This window comes from Bifidobacterium callitrichos DSM 23973, from assembly GCF_000741175.1.
GTDB lineage: Bacteria > Actinomycetota > Actinomycetes > Actinomycetales > Bifidobacteriaceae > Bifidobacterium > Bifidobacterium callitrichos.
This window is the reverse complement of sequence record NZ_JGYS01000003.1, coordinates 85423-106434: the sequence shown is the minus strand read 5'-3', so window position 1 is coordinate 106434 and position 21012 is coordinate 85423. Positions and strand designations below refer to the sequence as shown.

Here is a 21012-nt window from a genome sequence, read left to right as displayed (position 1 = left end):
GGTAACTAAGGCGACGGAGTTCCTCCGGCGATTGTCGCTGCTCAGGCTGTGCCTTCCCCATTCGGCAGCGACCGGAACCAGTTGCGCGCTTACCGACCTACTGCAACACTTACCGATTGACTCCCTATCGATCAGCTTCTTACCGATCGGCTACTTACTGACTGGTTTCTTACCGACTGCACTTATCGACTGGTTCCCTATCGACTGGTTCCCTACCGACCGTCTTCTTGCCGATCAGCTACCTACCGATACGGATCTTTCCATCGCAGTTTCTGAGCGTCACTTATTCCCGAAATCATCCTATCCTGCGGGAATAAGTGACGCTGACTGAAGACCAGCGTCACTTATTCCCGGGCACTGGAGAAATCTCGGGAAAATGTGACGCTGGTGGTGTTGATACTGGGTTGGTGGGTGGTGGGTGGTGCTGGTGGTGTTGATACTGGGTTGGTGGGTGGTGGTGATGGGGACCGCGCTGGGCACTGGCCAAGTGGTGTGCGGAGGTTGGTGGGGTACTGAGGTTGGTTGTACTGCTACGGGGATTGGTACTGAAGATGGCAGTGGGGGTACTGGGGTGGTGAGGGTATCGGGTTGCTGAGCCTCGGTTTACCTTACCGCCGCACATTGGTCAACGCTTCGCCGGCGGCGTAGCGTCGCACGTTCTCCAGCGCGATAGCGACGATGCGGCGTTCGGTGACTTCCAGATGGTTGCCGCCGGCCACATGCGGGGTGATGAGGCAGTGCGGCTCGTCCCACAGCGGGCTGTCCTTCGGCAGCGGCTCGGGCTCGGTTACGTCGAGTCCCGCGCCGTGCAGCTGGTCCTCGGACAGCGCCCGCGCCAGAGCGATCGGGTCGACGGCGGTGCCGCGGCCCGCGTTGAGCAGGATCGCGGTCGACTTCATCAACGTTAGGCGACGCCCGTCGATCAGATGGAACGTGTCCGGCGCGGCCGGCACGACAAGGGCGATCACGTCCGCAGTCGGCAGCAGCGCGTCGAGTTCATCGAAGCCGTGCATCTCATCAATACCGTCCGCCGGCTTGGCGGGGTTGCGCCGCACGCCGACCGTGTGCGCGCCCACGGCCTTGCATAGCCCGGCGAAATGGGAGCCGATGTCGCCGGTGCCGACGACCAGCACCGTCGCCTCTGCCGGCGAGAGCGCGCGTCCCAGATCATGCCAGCGATGCTCGCTCTGCTGGCGTGCGTACATCGGCAGGTTCCGCATGAGCGCCCACATCATCGCGAACAGGTGTTCGGAGACGGTCTGTCCGTAGGCTCCGGAGGCGTTGGTCACGCGGGTCGACTCCGGCAGGACGCCGGGCGCGACGTACCTGTCGACGCCGGCGCTCCACGTCTGCAGCCATGCGAGGTTCGGGTACTGCGCGCACTCATCCGGCGCGATGTTGCCGATCACGGCGGTGGCGCGTGACCTGAGCTCGTCGGGGACCTGCGCCCGCCACACCATCGTGCCGCGTTCGGCGGGATTGCCGACGAACTCCTGCGGCACGTCGCCGGCCGCGGAAACGAAAGCCTGCCGCTCCTCATCGGTGAGCGGCAGGCAGTTGACGATCAGTTTGTTCGCGTTGTGTTCGTTGCTTTCGGTCATGGCTCCCAGTGTAGGACGGTCATGGCCGATCGCGGTTACCTCGCGCGGTTACCTCGCGCGGTTACCTCGCGTGGGCGCCGGTCGTGGGCGTGCCGGTTGCGAGCGTGCCGGCTCCGGGCTGCGTCTCGGCGGCGGTGAGCATGGCCTTGGTGACCTGCTCGTAGAGATCCTGGTAGCCGCCGGGCGTGGAGGCCGGCAGCACCACGGTCTTCGCGTTCTTCGACTCGGACAGCGAGCGCATCACGTCGAGGTACTGGTTGAACAGCACGACGTTGTTGACGTCGTTGATGTTCATGCCCACGGCCTGCAGGCTCTTGATCTGGTCGACGATACCGTTGGCGATCTCGCGGCGGTAGTTCGCCTGGCCCTCACCCTGCAGCCTGGTCTTTTCGGCCTCGGCGGCGGCCTGCGTCTCGATCTGGATGCGCTGGGCCTCGGCGCGCTGGCGCGTGGCCTCCTTCTCGCGCTGGGCGGCGTTGATCGAGTCCATCGCGTTCTTGACCTGCGGGGACGGGTCGATCGCGGTGATCAGGGTCTTGACGACGGTGAAGCCGAAGCGGCTCATCTCGTTGCCGACGGTCTTCTGCACGTCGAAGGCGACGTCGTCCTTGCGGGCGAACGCGTCGTCGAGCGTCAGTGCCGGGATGGCGGAACGCAGCGCGTCCTCCATGTAGCTCCTGAGCTGGCCGGCGGGATCGCGCAGCTCGTAGTATGCGGTGGCCACGTTCTCCGGGTTGACGCGGAACTGCGTGGACGCCACGACGGTGACGAACACGTTGTCGAGCGTTTTGGTCTCCAGCTGCACGTTGAGCTGGTTGACGCGCATGTTCGTCTTCATCGCGATGCGATCGACGATCGGGATGCGCATGTGGATGCCGGCGAACTGCACCGACTGGAATTTGCCGAATCGTTCGATGATGAACGCCTGCTGCTGCGGCACGATGAAGATCGCCGAGATCAGCAGTGCGAGGATGATCACGACAAGGACCAGAATCAGTGCCGTGGTCCCGAACATTTCACCGATGACCATTGTCTTTTCCCTTCCAACGCGTTGCGACCGCCATCGGTCGCAACTGCTGGTTCCATCGTATCAGTTATCAGTGCTGGAAGGGAATGCCGGGGATCCCCGTTCCGTTCCGTTTCGCGGAGGACGGGGACGTGGGTCAGCTCTCGAGGAACCCGGGAATCGCGGCCGCCGCGGCGTAGCCCTTGCGGTACATCATCTCGAGGCCCTCGAAGCTCTTCTTGAGGGTGTTGAGACCGTAGAGGTCCTCGGGGGCGAGGATCAGCACGCGCCCTTCGGCCTCGTAGCTCTTGGCGAGTTCGATCTCGTCGTTGTAGGTCTTGTAGCGCATGCGCAGACGTTCGGCGGCGGCCGGATACGAGCGTTCCAGAATGCGTGCCGGCGCCAGATCATGGCGCTGCTGGCGCACCTCGTCGCGCCGGCGCGACAGGATCAGCACCACGCGCTCGTAGCCGTCGTCCAGCGCCTTCTGCACCGGGACGGGATCGGCGATGCCGCCATCGAAATACGGCACCCCGTCCACCACGTACGGCTCGCACGCCACCGGCACCGCCGACGAGGCCTTGACCACGTCGAAGTCGTCGTAGTGGATGCGTGACTTGTCGAAGTACTGGGTCGAACCATCCTCCGCGTTGCACGCGACGATCGTGAAACCGGTCGGATTCGCCTCGAACGCCTCGAAATCGACCGGATACTCGCCGTCATGGTTGCTCAGCGTGCCGTAGATGTAGTCGAGGTTGGCGAAGTTATGGTTCTTGAGGAAGCTCTCCGTGCTCGCGTACTCCTTGCGGAACGCGTACTTCGTGTAGAACGTGTGGTTGCGTCCGTGCTGGCGGGCGACGAACGAGGTCATGTTCGCGGCGCCGGCCGAGACGCCGTAGCACATGTCGACGTCGATGCCCTCCTCGAGCATGTAGTCCATCACACCGCAGCCGAAGATCGCGCGGAATCCGCCGCCCACGTCGATCAGAGCAGTCCTGTTCGCCATCGTTCCCTCCATGATCCATGACCCGATTACGAGCGAGAGTACGCCATCTGCCGGGACATTGAAGGGAATTGGACAGATGCGGTTCAGGCGTCGAGTAGCTCGCGCGACAGGGCCGCGATGCGCTCGGATGGATCGGAATTGGCCAGTTCGACCGAGCCTTGCGCGTCCTGGGGGGCGAGATCGCCCAGCGATTCGAGTACGACGTCCAGATGACGCACCGTGCCCTCGTTGCCGTCGATGATCGCGGCGCTGTCGGGCAGCAGCTCGCGGAAGTAGTCCCGGTAGAACACGAAATGCGTGCAGCCCAGCACCACCGAGTCGATGCGATGCAGATCGTACTTGTCGAAATAGCGATGCAGCGTGTCCATCACCAGATCGTGATCGTGAAGACGACCCGATTCGACGATCTCCACGAGATCGGGGCACGGCTCCTTGAAGATCTCGTTGTCGGAGTCGAAACGGTCCATGAGACGGGCGAATTTCCGCTCGCGCAGCGTCAGCGGCGTGGCGGCGACGATCACGCGCTGAGGCACGTGGTTTCCGTCCGACTGGACACCGCCACGGTCGCAGGCCACCTTGAGCGCCGGCTCCATGCCGATGATCGGGATGTCGTAGGCCTCGCGCAGGTCGTTGACGGCGGCGGACGTGGCCGTATTGCAGGCGATGACGACGGCCTTGACGCCCTCGTGCACGAACCGGTCGACGATCGCGAAGCTCAGTCGGCGCACCTGTTCGGGGGTCTTCGTGCCGTACGGGGCGTTGGCGGAATCGCCGAAATACAGCACCCGTTCGCGCGGCATGTCCCTTACGATCTGCCGGACCACGGAGATGCCGCCCAAACCTGAATCGAACACGCCTATCGGAGCCGTCGAAGACATGCCTGTTCCCTCCCACACATCGTTCGCTGACAAAGCTCAGCCGTACCACGTACTTGGTTCCCAGACTACTCACCGTAGATGTCGAAACCAAACAGGACTCCGCTCCTGCGGCGCGCATGGCGAGTATGCTGTGGCCCATGAGCATTCCGCAGCATGTCACCAAGGCACACGCCACCGGCAACGATTTCGTCGTCTACCTCGATTCGGACGGCACCTTCGAACCCACCGAGGACGAGGTGCGTTTCCTTGCCGACCGTCATTTCGGCATCGGCGGCGACGGGCTGATCCGTCTCGCCCATCCGCGCGACGTGTCCGATCTGAGCGCCGAGCAGGTGGCCGACTGCGAGTCGCAGGGTGCCGAATGGTTCATGGACTATCGCAACGCGGACGGCTCGCTTGCCGAGATGTGCGGCAACGGCACACGCGCCATTACGCTGTTCGCGCAACGGCACGGCCTCTTCGACGGCGATACGTTCCGTCTCGGCACGCGTGCCGGCGTCAAGACGCTGACCTCGCTGGGCGATGTACCCGGGCTCGGACGCGACGTGTTCCGCGTCGAGATGGGAGCATGGAAGCGCGGCGAGCTCGACGGCTACGAGGTCACGATCCCGGGAACGGATGGTTCGGCCCGCGGCACGTTCGTCGACATGGGCAATCCGCATGTGGTCGCCGTCGTCGAGGACGCGTTCTCCAGCCTGCCCAACGTCGAATCGCTGGATCTGGTGACCAAGCCGGTCGTCGCCCCCGTCATCGAATCGGACCAGAACGTGGAGTTCGTGCGCGTCGACGAGATCGGCGAGGCCACCGGCGTCGGCGAGGCCACGATGCGCGTCAACGAGCGCGGCTGCGGCGAGACCCTGTCATGCGGCACCGGATTGTGCGCCACCGCGGTCACGCTGCGGGCGAAGACCGACGTCGACCATTGGATGATCACCGTGCGCGGCGGCACGCTGCGCGTCGACGTGACCGATACGGACGTGACGCTCACCGGTTCGGCTACACTGGTCGGCGACATCACGCTGTTGGGAACGTGAGAACTGGGAGGACTAGAGAAAAGGGGAACGCCGATGACCGGCAGCGCACGAAACGGTTTATTTTCTTCTTCATCGAAGGCATCGTCGGAATCATCGACGGTTGACGAAGCGGCATTGAATGAAACGGCATCGGACGAGACCTTCGATGCCGCGGACCGCAGACCCACGGGATTCCGCCACGGGTCCACATGGACGTATCTGATCATGCTCATCGCCTCGGCGGTGGCGCTGATCGTCTCGTTCGTGCTGTCCGCGGAGACGCTGGAACTGGCGAGGCACCCGGGCCAGCAGCTGTCGTGCGACGTCAACTCCGTGCTGTCCTGCTCAGCCGTGGCCCAATCCTGGCAGGCGGAGATCGTCAAATTCGCCGGATTGAGCTATCCGAACGCGTTCTTCGGCATCGCCGCGGAGTCGGTGTTCGTCACGATCGCCGTGATCGGACTGGCCCGAGTGAAGGTGCCGAAGTGGTTCGCGGCATGCACTTGGTTCGGCGGACTCGCGGCGCTGCTGTATTCGTACTGGCTGACCACGCAGTCGCTGTTCGTGATCCGCGCGCTGTGCCCGTGGTGTCTGGCGCTCATGTTCTCGACCACGATCCAGTTCATGGCCCTCTCCCACGCGACCGCTACGGTCCAGCGTCTGCCCGGCGGCGCCTCCGATAGGCCGCGCGCGCTCGACACCTACTACCGTCTCAACTACGATCTCATGGTTGACGTGGTGTGGGTGGTCGCGATCGTGGCGATCATCCTCGTCAAGGATGGCGCGGCGTTCCTCTCCTAAGGGGGGAGACTGGAGGTCTAGGCCTAAGAGAGGTCTCGGCCTAGAGGTCCGGGGGAAGCTTTCTGGGAATCCGCATCGGGGCCGGTTCGTGCGGCGAGCGGTTACGATAGAGGTATGACGCATTACGAGACGCCGGCCGAACCGCCGCAGGCCGGCTGGGACCTGCACTGCCACACGGTGTTCTCCGACGGCACCGAAACGCCCGAGGGACTGGTGGCCGAGGCGCGGCGACTGGGTCTGCACGGCGTGGCCATCACCGATCATGACACCGCCGCCGGATGGGAGCTGGCCGAACGGGCCGCACGTGAGGCCGGACTGCCGATGCTGCGTGGCACGGAGATCACCGCCGAGGACGAGAACGTGTCCGTGCACATGCTCGGGCTGCAGTACGACCCGCGTAACGTGCATATCTCGCAGCTGTTCGCCTCCACGCGCGAGGCGCGACTGGTGCGCACCAAGCACATGGTGGAGCGTCTCGCCGAGGATTTCCCGATCTCATGGGAGTCGGTGCAGGCGCAGGTCAAGGAGGGCGGCAGGACCACCATCGGACGTCCGCACATCGCCGATGCGCTCGTCGCGGCCGGAGTCTACGCCACGCGTTCCGAGGCGTTCGCCGGTGCCGTGAGCGCCAACTCCAAGTACTACATCCCCACGCCTTCGCCTACGACGCATGAGGTGGTGCGTGCGGTCGGCGAGGCCGGGGGAGTGACCATCATCGCGCATCCCGGCGATCTAAGCCGCAATCCGCGGCTGCTGTCCGACGAGCAGATCGAACGACTCGTCGACGAGGGACTGGACGGGTTGGAGGTCTGGCATCGCGGCAATCCTCCCGAACAGCGCGAGCGTCTGCTCGCCATCGCGCGGAGGCGGCATCTGCTCGTCACCGGCGGATCCGACTGGCATGGCGCGGGCAAGCCCAACAGGCTCGGCGAGAATCTGACCGACGATGCCACCGTGCGCGAGATCGTGCGCCGCGGCGCGATTCCGTTGATACGGTGATATTCGGTGTGGTGATATCCGTATAGCGAAGCGGGGATGACTTCCTTATGGAGTCATCCCCGCTTCGTGTTCTCCTGTCTGCAGTCCTTGTTTCAACCGGGTGGTCGTATCCCGGCCGTGACTATTCGGTTGTGACTATTCGGCTGCGACTATGGCCGGGATACGGCAGACGCGGAAATACGTCGCAATACGTCACAGGGCGCCGAAACCGACGGCGTGCTTGGTCTCCGAACCGACGATCGCGTAGCCGAGCGCGTCGGCGGGGACGATGATGCGGCGTCCCTTGTCGTCGGTCAGCTCGATCGGCTTGCCGTCGGCCACCGCCTGCGCGATGGTGGCGTTGACCGAATCGGCCGATTCGTCGGTGCTGAAGGTGACGGCGCGCGCCACGTTGCGGATTCCGAACTCGATGTCCATGTGCTGCTCCTTTGTGCTGTGTTCCGGATGTGTTCCTAGTGTTATGCGTCAAGACGCGTTTGTGTCAGGTGACTGGTGACTATTGTGCCCTCAGCCACGCCCGAGCGCGACGGGAACGCGTGCGATTACGCCTTCGGCGTGGTCACCGATTCGCCGGTGTCGTCGTCCTCGTCCTCGTCGGTCACCTCGTCCGCGTTATCCGTCTCGTCCGTCGTGTCCGACTCGCCCGTCGCGTCCGGTTCATCCGTTTCGGCCGGCGTCGCGGTCTCGTCGAAGTTATGCGGCTGCTCGGGTTCGGCCTCCGGGGTCACGACCGGCTCCGCATCGTTCGTATCATCCGCGGTGTTGTCCGCGGTGTCGTCGTTCTCATCCGCATCGGCGGCCGCGGCGGAATCGTCGTCCTTCGCGGGAATCTCGGCGGAGGATCCGGCAGTCGGCTTGTCGTCGAACGTCTCGTCGTCGAATTCCAGTCCGGCCCGTGCGTCGCGCAGTGCGCGCTCCTCGCGTTCCAGCAGGGGGATGACGATCGTCGCCGTGTTGTTCGCGCGCTCGCGGTGATGTTCGTCGTGACGCTCGTCCTGCGGTGGGTCCATCAGCCGGTCGGTGCCGAATCCTCCCTGCGCCACGGCCGCGGCGACCGGGAACGAGACAGGCATGGCCTCATCCGCCTTCCCGGAGTCGGAGTCGGAATCGGGATCGGCATGCGCGCTGACATCGTGCTCGTCGGTGTCGTCATCCTCATCGTCGCCGTCGATCGGCGCCAGCGTGATCGTCTCGCTCGACGACGGCGCCGGCATGTCCGGGTAGGGGGAGGACGGCTGCGGCTTCGTCGAGCCGGTCGCACCGGTCGGGCCGGCTTGTCCGTCCGCCCGTGCCCCGCCCACGTGGAAGCTTGGCGGGATCGTCGCCTCCTTGGCGTCGATCGGCGCATCCATGGTGTCGTCGTTGCCGGTCGGCACCGCGATGCGTCCGGCCGCCTCGATATAGGCTGAACCGGTACGGTCCGATTCGGCCGTCGCATCGGCGCCCGGATCCCCCGGACGGACTCCCGCGGCCCTCGCCGCGGCCTGTTCGGCGGCCTTCGCCGCGGCGCGACGGCGCTCGCCGTCCTTGAGCAGCGTGCCCACGGTGATCGTCGAGGGCGGATTGTCCGCCGTATCATCCGGGTCGCCGGCACCGGCCCCCGCACCCGGGGCGCGACGGGCCTTCGCGGCGGCGTTGGAGTCGTCGACGGCGCGCGAGGTCACGCCCAGCTGATGCGCAAGACGATCCACCTGCGCCTTGAAGCGGATGATGCCCTGCGTGTCCGCCTTGTTCAACGCCTGAATGAACTCGCCGACCTGCTCCATCTGCACCCACAGGTTGGCACGCAGCATGATCAGGTCGTCCAGGCGGTTGCCCATCATGCGCCCGTACGCCGTGAGCACCGCATTGCGATGATCCTCGTCGAGCTTGGAGAAGATCCACGCCAGATCGCGCGCAGGGTCGTTGACCTGCATGTTCTGCCAGTTGTTGATCGCCGTGATCGTCGAACCGTCGAACCGCACATCGCCGTCCTCGAAGCCGCCGTGCACCAGACACGTGCGGAACGACCACAGTCCCTCCGTCTCGAGGATCTTCGACCAGCTCGAGGTGATCTCCGTTGGGACGTGGCCGGCGTGCTTGAGACGTGCGATCCATGCGACCAGCTGCGCCTTGATCTGCTCGGTCGCGTATATCGGATACCGGGCCTTGGCTAGGAACAGCGGGTTCAGACGGTGGATCGCGCCGATCGCCGTGCCCATCGACGAGCAGTCGTCGAGCGTGAGCAGATTGAGATCGCGCTCGCGACCGTCCTGATGCATGGCGATCATCACCGCCGTGGTGCCGGTCGGTCCCTTCGGATCGTCTCCCGGAACGAATGCGAGCACGCGGTCGAACGCGAAGCCCAGACCACCCGGCTCGCGCGCCTCGGCGAGCGCCTTCGCCGCTTTCACGCGCGCGGCGAGCCGCTTGCGCCCCTGGTCGTCGTCCGTGGCGTACACGTCGTACGTCTTGCCGGTCAGGTCGCGCACCTGAGCCTGGTCGATGCCGCCGATGTGCGTGGTTCCCGGGGACACGCCGGCCACGATCACGGACGGCATCGCGGCCGATGTCAGAGCCGCCAGCATCAGTTCATTACGTTCAGTCACACTCCCACAGTAATACAAGGAGGCGCGATGGCCACGCCACTTGCCACAATGAAGGGCATGGACGTGGGGCGTGAGGGATCGGGCGAGGATCTGCTCGAGGGATTGGACGAGATGCAGCTGGCCGCGGCGAAGGCGCTGGACGGCCCGGTGCGCATCATCGCGGGCGCCGGCGCGGGCAAGACGCGTACGGTCACGCGTCGCATCGCCTACGCGTGCCGCACCGGCAGGTGGGATCCGGCTCGTACGCTCGCCGTCACGTTCTCCGTCAAGGCGGCGGCGGAGATGCGCGTGCGTCTCTCCTCGCTCGGCATCGGGGATTCGGTGACCGCGGCGACGTTCCATTCCGCCGCGTTGCACCAGCTGCGCCGCGTGTGGACCGATGTATGCGACGCCCCCTTCCCGAGACTGGTCGATGATGCGCGTGACATCGCCGCGCGTGCGATGCGTCGGGTCGATCCGGATCTGGATCAGGATGATCTGACCGTGCGCACGGTGCGTGACGAGATCAACTGGGCGAAGATCTCGCTGGTGGCGCCCGATCAGGTGGCGCGTGTCGCCGCCGTGAGCGACCGGTGCCGTCCGGCGGGGCTCGAGCCGGACAGGTTCGCGGAGATCTACGACGCGTACGAGAAGGAGAAGACCGTACGCGGCGAGATGGATTTCGACGATATTCTGCTCATGGCCTGCCATGTGCTCGAGGATTTCGAGGAGGCCTCCGCGGCGATCCGTCGTTCGGTGGGCTGGCTGACCGTAGACGAGTATCAGGACGTCTCGCCGCTGCAGCACCGGCTGATGCGCCTGTGGCTCGGTGACAACCGCAATGTGTGCGTGGTGGGGGACCCGGCGCAGACGATCTATTCGTTCGCGGGCGCGTCGAGCTACGATCTGCTCGGGTTCGCCGACGAGTTTGCGCCCCTGTCCGCCGATATCGCGCTCAACACCGATTATCGGTCCACGCCGCAGATCGTCTCGTATGCGAATCGTATCCTCGCCGCCTCGCCGGTCAGACACGAGTATCTGAAGCTCGCCTCGGCCAGGGAGAAGGGGAGACGTGTCGAACGCACCGTGTACGAGACCGATCAGGAGGAGGCGCGCGGCGTGACTGCGCGCATCCTGCGGCTCATGGAGCAGGGGGTGAGTCCGTCCGACTGTGCGATTCTCACGCGCATCAACGCGCAGCAGGCCATATGCTGCGCGGCGCTGCGCCACGCGGGACTGCGGTATCGGGTCAAGCGGGACAGCGGCGGTGCGGGCGTCGCGCCGATCGCCGATCTGGATGCGGCACAGCGCATCGCGATGGTCGAGGCGTTGCGCGAGTCGGAGGCGGCGGCATCCTCCGGTACGGGATCCTCCGGCATCGTGCGGCAGGGCGATGCGACGCCGACGACGGCCGAACAGGCCGAGCGGGCGCGCGTGTGGGTCGCGCGTCTCGGCCAGGTCACGGTCTCGACGGTCCACGCCTCGAAGGGACTCGAGTTCAAGCACGTCTTTCTCATCGGCTGCTCCGAGGGGCTGATGCCGTACGGGTCTCCCGCTCCCGGCGACGAACTGGAGGAGGAGCGTCGGCTCATGTACGTGGCCGTCACCCGCGCCGAGGACACGCTGCACCTGTCCTATGCGCGGTCCAAGGACGGCATGGGGCCGCAGCAGCGTCGGCTGAGCCGCTTCCTGAGCTGACGCGCCGACGCGCTGACCGGTCGGCCGAAGGAGTAGTCGGAGCCGACGGGCGGCCGCGGTACGTGTGGAATCGCCCGTCGATTTGACAACGCGCCGTGCTACGATGTGCATCGCAGTCAAGGCGATGATCCGTCATCAGCGGGGAGCCTTCGGAAGAACGGTCCAAGCGTGCGGCGTACATCACACATGCGCGTCGCGTGTCACGGACTCAGTAGAACCGACGGGATCGGCCCGAAACAGCCGAACGCAAGCGGTCACGCGGCGCGTGCCGGGGCAGTAGCCGGTCGTGCGCATGACAAGCGAGGTGGTACCGCGGTGGCGGGCTCGACGTCGGGAAGACGTCGGATCCAAAGTCGTCCTCGTATGAAACCAACGAAGCATATACGAGGAGAACCACACGGTGAGCGACAACGTATATCCCAAGGCGAACGAGGGCGGCGAGACCGCGCACGTCGCGCCGAACCCCAGCTTCCCGCACATGGAGGAGACCGTCCTCGACTACTGGGACAAGGACGACACCTTCCAGAAGTCCGTCGAACGCAACCCCTCCGGCGACCACAGCCAGAACGAGTTCGTGTTCTTCGACGGCCCGCCGTTCGCGAACGGCCTGCCGCACTACGGCCACCTGCTCACGGGCTACGCCAAGGACGTGATCCCGCGCTACCAGACGATGAAGGGCCGTAAGGTCAACCGCGTCTTCGGCTGGGATACCCACGGTCTGCCCGCCGAGCTCGAGGCGCAGAAGGAGCTCGGCATCGACTCGGTCGACCAGATCGAGAAGATGGGCATCGACAAGTTCAACGACGCCTGCCGCGCCTCCGTGCTCAAGTACACGCATGAATGGCAGGACTACGTGCACCGTCAGGCCCGCTGGGTCGACTTCGAGCACGGTTACAAGACGCTGAACATTCCGTACATGGAATCCGTGATGTGGGCGTTCAAGCAGCTCTACGACAAGGGTCTCGCCTACCAGGGCTACCGCGTGCTGCCGTACTGCCCGAAGGATCGCACGCCGCTGTCCGCGCACGAGCTGCGCATGGACGCCGACGTCTACCAGGACCGTCAGGACACCACCGTCTCCGTGGCCGTCAAGCTGCGCGACGAGGAGGACGCCTACGCCGTCTTCTGGACCACCACCCCGTGGACCGTGCCCACCAACTTCGCGATCGTCGTCGGCGCCGACATCGACTATGTCGAGGTCAGGCCCACCGAAGGCAAGTTCGCCGGCAAGAAGTTCTACCTCGGCAAGCCGCTGCTCGGCTCCTACGCCAAGGAGCTCGGCGAGAACTACGAGATCGTGCGTGAGCTCAAGGGCTCCGACCTCGCCGGTCGCCGCTACTACCCGGTCTTCCCGTACTTCGCCGGCGAGACCGCCGAGTCCGAGGGCCACGTGCCCGGACCGAACGGCTATACGATCTTCACCGCCGACTACGTCGACACCGTCGAAGGTACCGGCCTTGTCCATCAGGCCCCCTACGGCGAGGACGATATGAACACCCTCAACGCCAAGGGCATCAAGAGCACCGACGTGCTCGATGAGGCTGCCGCTTCACCGCGCAGTGCCCGGACTATGAGGCATGTTCGTCTTCGACGCCAACCTGCCGATCCTTCGCAATCTGCGCGCCGGCGACGGTCCGCTCGCCTCCATCCCCGAGGATCGCCGCGCGATCCTCTTCCAGGAGAAGAGCTACGTGCACTCCTACCCGCACTGCTGGCGCTGCGCCACGCCGCTGATCTACAAGCCGGTCAGCTCCTGGTTCGTCTCCGTCACCAAGATCAAGCCGCGCCTGCTGGAGCTCAACCAGGAGATCAACTGGATCCCGGGCAACGTCAAGGACGGCCAGTTCGGCAAGTGGCTCGCCAACGCTCGCGACTGGTCGATCTCCCGCAACCGCTTCTGGGGCTCGCCGATCCCGGTGTGGGTCTCCGACGATCCGAAGTACCCGCGCGTCGACGTGTACGGCTCGCTCGAGGAGTTGAAGCGCGACTTCGGCGACTACCCGCGCGACCGCGACGGCAACATCAACATGCACCGTCCGTGGATCGACAACCTGACCCGCGTCAACCCGGACGATCCGACCGGCAAGAGCCACATGCACCGCATCACGGACGTGCTCGACTGCTGGTTCGAATCCGGCTCCATGTCGTTCGCGCAGTTCCACTACCCGTTCGAGAACAAGGAGAAGTTCGAACAGCACTTCCCGGCCGACTACATCGTCGAATACATCGGCCAGACCCGCGGCTGGTTCTACCTGCTGCACGTCATGGCGACCGCCCTGTTCGACCGTCCGGCGTTCAAGAACGTGATCTGCCACGGCATCGTCCTCGGCTCCGACGGCCAGAAGATGTCCAAGCACCTGCGCAACTACCCGGACGTCAACGGCGTGTTCGACAAGTACGGCTCCGACGCGATGCGCTGGTTCCTCATGTCCTCGCCGATCCTTCGCGGCGGCAACCTGATCGTCACTGCCGAGGGCATCCGCGACACGGTCCGTCAGGTCATGCTGCCGGTGTGGAGCTCCTACTACTTCTTCACGCTGTACGCGAACGCCGCCGGGTACGACGCGCGCCAGCTGCGTCCGGAGGAGGTCGCCTCCCTGCCGCAGATGGACCGCTACCTGCTTGCCCGTACGCGTCGCCTCGTGCTCTCCGCCGAGAAGTCGCTCAACGAGTTCGCGATCTCCGACGCGTGCGACGCCGCGTCCGACTTCATCGACGTGCTCACCAACTGGTACATCCGCAACAGCCGTGATCGCTTCCTCAACAAGGACGAAAGCGCGTTCAACACGCTCTACACCGTGCTCGAGGCGTTCATGCGCGTGCTGGCGCCGCTCGCCCCGATGGAGGCCGAGTCCGTGTGGCGCGGTCTGACCGGCGGCGAGTCCGTGCATCTGGCCGACTGGCCGTTCGTCGTCGACGAGAAGACCGGCGAGGACACCGAGCTGGGCCGCGTGCTCGTCGACGATCCCGCGCTGGTCGCCGCGATGGAGAAGGTGCGTGAGGTCGTCTCCGGCACCCTGTCCCTGCGCAAGGCCGCCAAGATCCGCGTGCGCCAGCCGCTGAGCAAGCTGACCGTCGTGGCCGAGGACGTGGCCGCCGTCGAACCGTACACAGACCTGCTCAAGTCCGAGCTCAACGTCAAGGACCTCGAGTTCTCGACGCTGGAGGACGCCGCCTCCCGTGGTCTCAAGATCGTGCACGAGTTGCGCGTCAACGCGCGTGTGGCCGGCAAGCGTCTGCGCAAGGACGTCCAGTTCGCGATCAAGGCGTCCAAGTCCGGCGCTTGGCATGTGGACTCCGCCACCGGTGTGCCCGTCGTCGAGACCCCGAACGGCGACATCGCGCTCGAGGACGGCGAATACGAGCTCATCAACCGCGTGGAGGAGAAGGATGCCGCCGAAGAGGCCGTGTCCGTGTCCGCCGCGCTGCCGACCGGCGGCTTCGTGATCCTCGACACCGCCCTGACCCCGGAGCTCGAGGCCGAAGGCTACGCCCGCGACGCGATCCGCGTGATCCAGGACGCCCGTAAGGAGGCCGGCCTCGACGTGGCCGACCACGTCACGCTGACCCTGACCGTCCCGGCCGCCGATGCGGCCAAGGTCGAGGCCTTCCGCGACCTGATCGCCTCCGCCACCCTCGCCGCCGACGACTTCACGGTCGTCGAAGGCGCCGAGCTCAAGGCCGAGGTGGTTAAGGCCTGAGCGGCGCGAGCTGCGGTTCTTCTCCTCTCGGCCCCCTCTGACGAGGGGGCTCCCGGCGGAGCCGGGTGGGGGAGAGACATAGACATATAAGTCTGCTTCATGTAAATGGTCCTGTTTTCCGATTCTGAATGATCGGGAGACAGGACCATTTTCCATGTGCGCCGACAGTCAGCCACTGCTATGGCGTTGTGTTGCTTGGGGCAACCGTTAGCTACACTTATCACAATAAGTGCGGCTAACAGCGAGGAGCGGTGTTGGGTAATGACGATGAATTGCTGATTCCACCAGTCGGCAGGGAGGAACATGTCTGGCACATCGCCGATGACGCTCCGGTCTCCCGTTCGCGTCGTTCCCGTGGCAACGGCGATTACGAGTCGACGGTTCCTGCGCGACTGGCGTCTCTTGAACTTTCCATTTCCGCAGCCCTGAGTGCCGACGTCGAGGAAGCGGCGGGGGCTTTGTCGCGATTCGATATGTATGCCGCCTCCAGATTGGGTGCCGGGAATCGCGTACTTGGTCCGATGAGCGCGGTGCTGCTCAGGACCGAGGCCACGTCATCGTCGCAGATCGAGCATCTGACGGTCGGTGCCAAAAACCTTGCGCTGGAGACGATTCACGAAAGTTCCAGCGACAACGCGGCGATCGTCGTGGGCAATGTGCGTGCCATGGAGGCCGCCTTGCGTCTTAGCAAGGACATGGACGAGGAGCATGTGCTGGCGATGCATCGCGCACTGATGCTGGCGCAGCCTGGTTGGGAGGAGGAAGCGGGGCGTTACCGCGACCGACTGGTGTGGGTGGGAACCGATTCGTACAGTCCTCGAGGAGCTTCGCATGTCGCCCAGCAGGCGGAGCTTGTTCCGGCGGCCATGCGGGATCTGCTTGCATTCATCGCGCGCGACGATCTGCCTGTCATCGTCCAGTGTGCGATGGCGCATGCGCAGTTCGAAACCATTCACCCGTTCTCCGATGGCAACGGGCGGTGCGGGCGGGCTTTGGTGCACGCGATTCTGCGGAACAAGAGCTTGGTCCATGCCACCACCCCACCGGTATCGGCTGGTCTGCTGAGACGCACGGACTCCTATTTCGATGCGCTGACGGCGTTCAGGAACGGTGACGCCGAGCCGATCGTCGAGTCGTTCGTGGAGGCGTGCCTGTTTGCGGCTTCCAGCGGTGAGCGCCTTATTGACGATCTGACGCATCAGCTGGATCTCGCTCGTGAGCAGCTGCAGGGAACGCGTTCCGATTCGCCGGTGTGGCGGGTGCTTCCGCAACTGATCGAGCAGCCGATCGTCACCACGAAGTACCTGTGCGAGGCGCTGGGGTTGAGCAAATCGCAGTCCGAGCGCGCGATACGGCGTATGGAAAGCGCCGGTGTCCTGACAGCACGAAGCGGTCGGCAGCGCAACGTCATCTGGGAGCATCGCGGCATATTGGATGTTCTGGATGCCTATGCCGTCGGGTTGCGGAGGCGGTAGGGCGTCTCGTTCAGGGTTATGCTCGGAATTGGTTTATTGCAGCGTCTCCCGCAGTGTGTGCAGGTCGGTCACTCCCCGCAAGGGGAGTGTGGATTGAAATTCATTGGACGGTTCTGAAGCGCTTGCAACATCGGTCACTCCCCGCAAGGGCTTGGCTGCTATATTTGGCGGCGATGATTCATGGTTCATAAAAACGTTATCATCGGTCTCGGGTTCGCCCCGCACGCGCGGGGATTGTCGACGGGGTCATGCTGTATTGACGCCTGTGTGGGATTCAGCGCGGTTGTGGTCGATTTCGTTGCTGAGTCCCGCGGATTCGGGGGACTCAGAGGGATTTATTGCGATTTTCGCGTTGAGTCCCTCGACGTCACCCATTCATGCCGATATCGGACCGGAGGCGTTCCGTCGGGGTTGCTTGAGAATGGCGGAATTCCAATGATTTCCGCTTCGTATTCGGGGGATGGTTGTGCGGTTGGTGCCTGAGGTGTGTCTGTGGCGTGGGACTCAGTGTCGATTTCTGCTGTTATCGCGTTGAGTCCCGCGGATTTGGGGGACTCAAGGTGGTTTTTCGCGATTCTTGTGTTGAGTCCCGCGGTCATGCTCGTCATGCGCATGTGGGGCGACCGGAGGTGACGGGACGGACCCGTGTCGTCGCCTCAGGATGGCGACATATCCACGTATTTGGACAAGGTGTCTTGTTTTGTTGATGGACTGAATTAGACAGGGTGCCTAGACTTGGGTTATGGAGCGTGAACATGGCAGATACGTCCAGCAAGGAGGTCGTTATGACGGACTTCAACCCGAATAGCCAGAACCCGAACGATCAGAACCAAAATCCGAATGGTGACAGCTACGGGCAGCCCGGGCAGCCCGGGCAGACTGATGGCAACGGGAACACAAATCCGAAGCAGCCCGAATACGGTCAGTATGCGCCGGGAGCCGGTCCACAGGGACAGCAAGGGCAGTGGGCGCCGGGGCAGCAGCCTCCGCAGTACGGCCAGTACGGCCAGTACGGCCAGTACGCCGGGGCGAATGCGGGTCAGTACGCCGGTCCCGCGCAGAATCCATACGGATATGGCCAGCCGCAGGCCGGCCAGAACGGCAACCCGTACGCCAACCCGTACGTGAATCAGAACAACACCACGTATGGCAACACCGGCAATGCCGGCGGCGCCGGTAACGCCGGTAATCCGTTCGTCGGTCAGGCCGGCCAGAACCCGTTCGGATGGCATTCGACCGATCCGTTCAAGCTCATCGAGAGCATGCTGCCGCAGCGCACCAAGAACTGGGTGCGTACCATCTACGCCATCATCGGCGTGGCCGCGATCGTGCTCGGCATCGCACTGCTGATCTGGCCCGGCATCACCTTGCAGGTCGCGGCCGTGCTGCTCGGCATCTACTTCGTCGTCTCCGGCGTCACGCGCGTCGTCACCGCCATCGTCGAACTCGGACTGCCGGGCGGCTGGCGCATCCTCGACATCCTCGTCGGCGTGCTGCTCGCCATCGGCGGCGTCGTGGTGCTGAAGAACTCGGCCCTGTCCGGGCAGACCCTCGCCGTGCTCGTCACGATGACCGTCGGACTCGGTTGGATGCTCGAGGGCTTCATGGCTCTGGTCGAATCGTGGCGACTGCCGAGCTCCGGCTGGGCCGTGCTCTATGCGGTCATCTCGATCATCGCCGGCTTCGTCGTGCTGCTTTCGCCGATCACCTCCACGATGTGGCTCGTCGTCTTCGGTGGCTGCGCGCTGGTGGTCATGGGAGTCTCCGCCATCGTGCGCGGCTTCAAGTTCGGTCGATGAGCCGGATTTTTCGGATCGCAATCGAAACGTGCGCGTGAAATCGTCCTCGTGAATGACGAGACGGGGCACTATCGTGGGAGCGTATTGAGAACGAGTCTTGATAGGCCCGCCAGAAGGTAGAAAGAGTCACATGATCGAACTGAAGACCCCTCGCGAGATCGAGGAGATGAAGCCCGCCGGCCGTTTCGTCGGATCCATCCTGCGTGAGCTGAAGGAGTACACGAAGGTCGGCACCAACCTGCTCGACATCGACGAGTTCGTGCACAAGAAGATCGTCGACCGCAAGGGCGCGGAATCCTGCTACGTCGACTACGCTCCCGACTTCGGCACCGGCCCGTTCGCGCACTACATCTGCACCTCCGTCAACGACGCGGTGCTGCACGGCGTGCCCTACGACTACAACCTCAAGGACGGCGACCTCGTCAGCCTCGACCTCGCGATCAACGTCGACGGCTGGGTGGGCGATTCGGCCATCAGCTTCGTGGTCGGCAAGGACAAGGATCCCGAGGACCTGCGCCTGATCAAGTGCACCGAGGAGGCGCTCGCCGCCGGCATCGAGGCCGCTCAGCCCGGCAACCGTCTGGGTGACGTGTCCAGCACGATCGGCGACATCGCCCGCGAGTACGGCTATCCGATCAACCTCGAGTTCGGCGGCCACGGTGTCGGCCACATCATGCACGGCGATCCGCACGTGCCGAACGACGGCAAGGCCCACCACGGCTACAAGCTGCGTCCGGGTCTGGTCATCGCCATCGAACCGTGGTTCCTCAAGACCACCGATGAGATCTACCAGGATCCGAAGGACGGCTGGACCCTGCGCGCCGAGGACGGATCGCGCGGCGCCCACTCCGAGCACACGATCGCCATCACCGAGAACGGCCCGATCATCCTCACCACGCGCGACGAGTGACGTCGGTCACACCGTTTTGAGACATTGAAAGCCGGCGTGCGCCCCACCTTGTTACGATGGGCGCACGCCGGCTTTCGACGTCTCTCCGACGTTTCCACGATGCGGCTGGCTGACGCGCAAAGTCATGCACCCATGCGCACCCCAGCGTCATGTTCCCGCGTCCTCGCGTCCCGCATCGTCCCGCGTATCGACCACGAAACCCGTGGCGGTAACACAGGCGGTCTATTGTGACCGGCAACACTTGGAACAGGAATGAGGTACCCATGGGCACAGCACAGCTGAATGTGGACGACAGCAAATACACCCTGCCATTGGTGAAGGCGACCGCCGGACCGGACGGCATCGTCGTGTCCAAGCTGCGCAACGACGGATGGGTCACGCTCGACCCGGGCTTCCTCACCACCGCGCAATGCGAATCAAAGATCACGTATATCGACGGCCAGCATTCGATCCTGCGCTACCGCGGCTATCCGATCGAGCAGCTGTGCGATCAGTCCGACTTCCTCGAAGTCGCGTGGCTGCTGCGTCACGGCGAACTGCCCAACCGGGAACAGTACGACAAGTTCGTCTCCGACATCAACCATCGCACGATGGTGGGGGAGGACTTCCGCACGTTCATGGGCTCGTTCCCGCGTACCGCGCATCCGATGAGCGCGCTCGCCTCCGCGATCAACGCGCTCGCCACCTTCTACCCGGATACGACCGACATCACCGACTCCGATCAGCTCGACGAGTCCGCGATCATCATCATGGCGAAGGTCCGCACGATCGTGTCGTACATCTTCCGCCGCCGCCGCGACGAGCCGATGCTCTACCCCGATTACGCGCGCGGCTACGTCGACGACTTCCTGCGCATGTGCTTCGCGGTTCCCTACGAGCCGTTCGAATCCGACCCGCTGTACGTGCATGCGCTCGGCCGTCTGCTCATCATCCACGCCGATCACGAGCAGAACTGCTCCACCTCCGTGGTGCGCATCGCGGGCAGTGCGCACGCGAACCTGTATTCGGCGGTCGCCGCCGGCGTCAACGCCCTGTCCGGCCCGCTGCATGGAGGCGCGAACGAGGCCGTGCTGCGTCAGCTCAAGGCGATCCGCGACTCCGGCAAGTCGGTGCGCGAGTTTGTCGATGAGGCCAAGGCCAACGGACAGCGCATCTCCGGACTCGGCCACCGCGTGTACAAGTCGTACGATCCGCGTGCGGCCATCGCCAAGCAGTATCTGGAGAAGATCATGGAGCGCGAGGACACGTCGAAGCTGCCGGCCGACGAGCGCGCGCTGTTCGCCGTGGCCACCGAACTCGAGGAGATCGCCCTGAGCGACGAGTACTTCGTCTCGCGTCACCTCTACCCGAACGTCGATTTCTACACGGGACTCATCTACCGTGCGATCGGCTTCGACCCGGCCATGTTCACCACGCTGTTCGCACTGGGGCGCATCCCCGGATGGATCGCCCAGTACCGCGAGATGCTCGCCGATCCGAACACCAAGATCGGCCGCCCGAGGCAGGTCTACACCGGTGCGACCGAACGCGACTACGTGCCGATGGACGAGCGCTGACC

The 21012-nt window shown here is 64.4% G+C and carries 13 protein-coding genes and 2 pseudogenes; 9 read left to right on the top strand and 6 right to left on the bottom strand.

The window, feature by feature from the left end; all coding sequences use genetic code 11:
- Nucleotides 1-608 precede the first annotated feature (608 nt).
- The 4 genes from BCAL_RS02305 to murI form a co-directional block, all read right to left on the bottom strand.
- Nucleotides 609-1601, bottom strand: coding sequence for a D-2-hydroxyacid dehydrogenase (locus tag BCAL_RS02305; protein WP_043164930.1), 993 nt, complete (start codon nt 1599-1601; stop codon nt 609-611).
- Between the two features lie 61 nt (nt 1602-1662).
- The gene (locus BCAL_RS02300) at nt 1663-2616 is read right to left on the bottom strand and encodes an SPFH domain-containing protein (RefSeq protein WP_052119055.1); all 954 of its coding nucleotides are present in this window, start codon (nt 2614-2616) and stop codon (nt 1663-1665) included.
- Between the two features lie 148 nt (nt 2617-2764).
- The gene (locus BCAL_RS02295; protein WP_043164932.1) at nt 2765-3613 is read right to left on the bottom strand and encodes a patatin-like phospholipase family protein; all 849 of its coding nucleotides are present in this window, start codon (nt 3611-3613) and stop codon (nt 2765-2767) included.
- 83 nt (nt 3614-3696) lie between these two features.
- A complete protein-coding gene (gene murI, locus BCAL_RS02290; RefSeq protein ID WP_043164933.1) occupies nt 3697-4491 on the bottom strand; it encodes a glutamate racemase in 795 nt (264 codons plus the stop codon).
- Nucleotides 4492-4628: 137 nt separating this feature from the next.
- Between murI and dapF the strand changes: the two genes are divergently transcribed.
- The 3 genes from dapF (at nt 4629) to BCAL_RS02275 (ending at nt 7304) form a co-directional block, all read left to right on the top strand.
- Nucleotides 4629-5525 carry a diaminopimelate epimerase gene (dapF, locus tag BCAL_RS02285; protein ID WP_043165026.1) on the top strand — a complete coding sequence of 299 codons (897 nt, stop codon included), beginning with the start codon at nt 4629-4631 and terminating at the stop codon, nt 5523-5525.
- Between the two features lie 33 nt (nt 5526-5558).
- The gene (locus BCAL_RS02280; RefSeq protein ID WP_081887195.1) at nt 5559-6305 is read left to right on the top strand and encodes a vitamin K epoxide reductase family protein; all 747 of its coding nucleotides are present in this window, start codon (nt 5559-5561) and stop codon (nt 6303-6305) included.
- 114 nt (nt 6306-6419) lie between these two features.
- Complete coding sequence (locus tag BCAL_RS02275) at nt 6420-7304, top strand: PHP domain-containing protein (protein ID WP_043164937.1); 885 nt, start codon at nt 6420-6422, stop codon at nt 7302-7304.
- A gap of 192 nt (nt 7305-7496) precedes the next feature.
- Here BCAL_RS02275 and BCAL_RS02270 read toward each other — a convergent pair whose 3' ends face one another.
- Both BCAL_RS02270 and BCAL_RS02265 read right to left on the bottom strand, forming a co-directional pair.
- On the bottom strand, nt 7497-7721 hold the full coding sequence (locus BCAL_RS02270; protein ID WP_043164939.1) for a DUF3107 domain-containing protein: 225 nt from the start codon (nt 7719-7721) through the stop codon (nt 7497-7499).
- A 761-nt stretch (nt 7722-8482) separates the two neighbouring features.
- Nucleotides 8483-9871: pseudogene (locus BCAL_RS02265) on the bottom strand (phosphotransferase); the annotation flags it as partial.
- Nucleotides 9872-9919: 48 nt separating this feature from the next.
- Between BCAL_RS02265 and BCAL_RS02260 the strand changes: the two are divergent.
- From BCAL_RS02260 to BCAL_RS02235, 6 genes and pseudogenes are all read left to right on the top strand, one after another.
- On the top strand, nt 9920-11569 hold the full coding sequence (locus BCAL_RS02260) for an ATP-dependent helicase (RefSeq protein ID WP_420796801.1): 1650 nt from the start codon (nt 9920-9922) through the stop codon (nt 11567-11569).
- A gap of 400 nt (nt 11570-11969) precedes the next feature.
- Nucleotides 11970-15270: pseudogene (gene ileS, locus BCAL_RS13905) on the top strand (mupirocin-resistant isoleucine--tRNA ligase).
- Nucleotides 15271-15524: 254 nt separating this feature from the next.
- Nucleotides 15525-16745 carry a Fic family protein gene (locus BCAL_RS02250; RefSeq protein ID WP_238549595.1) on the top strand — a complete coding sequence of 407 codons (1221 nt, stop codon included), beginning with the start codon at nt 15525-15527 and terminating at the stop codon, nt 16743-16745.
- Nucleotides 16746-17530: 785 nt separating this feature from the next.
- Nucleotides 17531-18544, top strand: a complete 1014-nt coding sequence (locus tag BCAL_RS02245) for an HdeD family acid-resistance protein (RefSeq protein WP_052119049.1) — start codon at nt 17531-17533, stop codon at nt 18542-18544.
- Between the two features lie 130 nt (nt 18545-18674).
- Nucleotides 18675-19454, top strand: coding sequence for a type I methionyl aminopeptidase (gene map, locus BCAL_RS02240; protein WP_043164943.1), 780 nt, complete (start codon nt 18675-18677; stop codon nt 19452-19454).
- 263 nt (nt 19455-19717) lie between these two features.
- Nucleotides 19718-21010: a citrate synthase gene (locus BCAL_RS02235; RefSeq protein ID WP_043164945.1), complete on the top strand. Its 1293-nt coding sequence runs from the start codon at nt 19718-19720 to the stop codon at nt 21008-21010.
- Nucleotides 21011-21012 lie beyond the last annotated feature (2 nt).

Coding starts and splice junctions, on each gene's coding strand:
- BCAL_RS02305 (WP_043164930.1), bottom strand. CDS start 1,601: ATGACCGAAAGCAACGAACACAACGCGAACAAACTGATCGTCAACTGC.
- BCAL_RS02300 (WP_052119055.1), bottom strand. CDS start 2,616: ATGTTCGGGACCACGGCACTGATTCTGGTCCTTGTCGTGATCATCCTC.
- BCAL_RS02295 (WP_043164932.1), bottom strand. CDS start 3,613: ATGGCGAACAGGACTGCTCTGATCGACGTGGGCGGCGGATTCCGCGCG.
- murI (WP_043164933.1), bottom strand. CDS start 4,491: ATGTCTTCGACGGCTCCGATAGGCGTGTTCGATTCAGGTTTGGGCGGC.
- dapF (WP_043165026.1), top strand. CDS start 4,629: ATGAGCATTCCGCAGCATGTCACCAAGGCACACGCCACCGGCAACGAT.
- BCAL_RS02280 (WP_081887195.1), top strand. CDS start 5,559: ATGACCGGCAGCGCACGAAACGGTTTATTTTCTTCTTCATCGAAGGCA.
- BCAL_RS02275 (WP_043164937.1), top strand. CDS start 6,420: ATGACGCATTACGAGACGCCGGCCGAACCGCCGCAGGCCGGCTGGGAC.
- BCAL_RS02270 (WP_043164939.1), bottom strand. CDS start 7,721: ATGGACATCGAGTTCGGAATCCGCAACGTGGCGCGCGCCGTCACCTTC.
- BCAL_RS02260 (WP_420796801.1), top strand. CDS start 9,920: ATGGCCACGCCACTTGCCACAATGAAGGGCATGGACGTGGGGCGTGAG.
- BCAL_RS02245 (WP_052119049.1), top strand. CDS start 17,531: ATGACGGACTTCAACCCGAATAGCCAGAACCCGAACGATCAGAACCAA.
- map (WP_043164943.1), top strand. CDS start 18,675: ATGATCGAACTGAAGACCCCTCGCGAGATCGAGGAGATGAAGCCCGCC.
- BCAL_RS02235 (WP_043164945.1), top strand. CDS start 19,718: ATGGGCACAGCACAGCTGAATGTGGACGACAGCAAATACACCCTGCCA.